The organism is Rhodoferax sp. ZS1R8 (assembly GCF_056521325.1).
Genome location: NZ_JBWMBA010000044.1, coordinates 1 through 1741, shown reverse-complemented (window position 1 = coordinate 1741; position 1741 = coordinate 1). Strand labels below are relative to the sequence as shown.

Here is a 1741-nt window from a genome sequence, read left to right as displayed (position 1 = left end):
TGAACCCCGTTCCGATGGCCAGCCGCCCTGTTGTGCTATCGGGACAGGTTCCAATGAGACCTCACACCATGTTGCAAACACAGGCTCTGGCTCCACCGCTGCAGGTTAGCAAGTGGTTTAACACAGACACCCCCATCACGCTGGATGCGCTGCGCGGGCGCGTGGTCGTGGTGCACGCTTTTCAAATGCTGTGCCCTGGCTGTGTGGCGCAGGGGCTACCCCAGGCTATGAAGGTGCACAAGCTCTTCCCGCACAGTGAAGTGGTGGTACTGGGCCTGCACACCGTGTTTGAGCACCACGACGCCATGGGTCCAACGGCATTGAAAGCCTTTTTGCACGAGTACCGCATTACCTTCCCTGTCGGAGTAGACCTGCCTGCAGCAGATCATCCAGTACCCACCACGATGCAAGCCTATGGGCTTCGCGGAACGCCAAGTTTGGTCCTTATCGACCGCAGTGGCCGCGTGCGTCTGAATCACTTCGGCCACATGGATGACTTGCAGCTTGGCGCACTACTGGGAACGTTGCTGTCCGAGGCTACTCCCTCCGATACCAGCCCCCCCGCCGCTGCCGATCATGAAAACCGCGTGTTTGCCGACGATATGGCAGGCGATTGCAACGATGGGCAATGCACCGTACCTGATCAAGGCGCATCGGCATGAAGTGTGTTGCCGTACGTCATCTGAAATTTGAAGACCCCGGCATCTTCGAAGAGGTCTTGATTCGGCGCGGATTGGATATCGCCTACTTTGACGCAGGCTTGGAAAACTTTGACAGCCGAGACTGGGATACTGCAGATTTGGTTGTCGTGCTGGGCGGCCCGATTGGCGTGTATGAGACCGCAGACTACCCCTGGCTGAGCCAAGAGATTGGCATCGTCGCGCGTCGTTTGCATCTTGACCGGCCCACGCTGGGTATTTGCCTTGGTGCGCAAATCATGGCTGCCGCGCTCGGCGCTGTTGTTTATCCGGGGCCCAAAAAGGATATTGGCTGGTCCAAATTGCAACTTACACCCGCAGCCAAACACTACGGTTTGCAGGCGCGTGCCCAAGCAGAGGTGCTGCATTGGCATGGCGACACATTTTATTTGCCAGAAGGTGCCGTCCTACTGGCTTCGACCGACATGACGCCGCAGCAAGCGTTTTCTTATGGACGCGCAGCATTGGCTTTGCAATTTCATGCGGAAGCAAACGGTGCGCGAATGGAGCCTTGGCTGATTGGACACACGCTGGAACTACGCAACGCAGGAATCGATATCAACCAATTGCGCCGTGCTGGTCAAATCGACGTTGCACAAAAGGCCGCCGCAGGACAAGACATGCTTGAGCAATGGCTTGCCTACGTGGGACTCGTCTAGCGGCATTTGAATTCAACGACCTCGCCCTGAAACCCGAGAATCATCATGCAAATTTCAGTCTATGACACCTATGTTCAGCGACCAGATGGGCGTCGCATGCACTTTGACATCCTGGTGCCAGCAACACTCAAGGACATTGAAACCATTCTGGGTTTTGGTCGAACTTACCTGGCGGCCAAAGGCCTACCGAGCGCAGCGCTAAAGGCTGAAAAGTGCCGCTATTGCCACATGGAGTCCGCAGATCCGCTTGTCGAAGAGGAACTCGTGAACACCGGCTTTGCTATTCTGGAATTTGAAAACTGCGAATAGCGTAAGAAACCGTACCGACCCATTGAGCGAGCGAATTCGGCTCGACCAGGTTAAGTCGATAGGTTCCTACAACGT

3 protein-coding genes are annotated in these 1741 nt (G+C 55.8%); all 3 read left to right on the top strand.

Translation table 11 applies throughout. The features are described from left to right. The first annotated feature begins 68 nt into the window (after positions 1-68). From AC097P_RS23575 to AC097P_RS23565, 3 genes are read left to right on the top strand one after another with little or no spacing between them, the layout of a single operon-like run. Entirely contained in the window at positions 69-662 is a 594-nt protein-coding gene (locus AC097P_RS23575) for a TlpA disulfide reductase family protein (RefSeq protein ID WP_479612865.1), read from the top strand. Then, a complete protein-coding gene (locus AC097P_RS23570) occupies positions 659-1357 on the top strand; it encodes a glutamine amidotransferase (RefSeq protein WP_479612864.1) in 699 nt (232 codons plus the stop codon). The genes AC097P_RS23575 and AC097P_RS23570 overlap by 4 nt, the downstream gene beginning before the upstream one ends. Before the next feature lie 45 nt (positions 1358-1402). Next, a complete protein-coding gene (locus tag AC097P_RS23565) occupies positions 1403-1666 on the top strand; it encodes a DUF2024 family protein (protein ID WP_479612863.1) in 264 nt (87 codons plus the stop codon). Positions 1667-1741 lie beyond the last annotated feature (75 nt).

Excerpts from the sequence above, each read along its gene's own strand:
- AC097P_RS23575 (WP_479612865.1), top strand. The coding sequence starts at position 69 with ATGTTGCAAACACAGGCTCTGGCTCCACCGCTGCAGGTTAGCAAGTGG.
- AC097P_RS23570 (WP_479612864.1), top strand. The coding sequence starts at position 659 with ATGAAGTGTGTTGCCGTACGTCATCTGAAATTTGAAGACCCCGGCATC.
- AC097P_RS23565 (WP_479612863.1), top strand. The coding sequence starts at position 1,403 with ATGCAAATTTCAGTCTATGACACCTATGTTCAGCGACCAGATGGGCGT.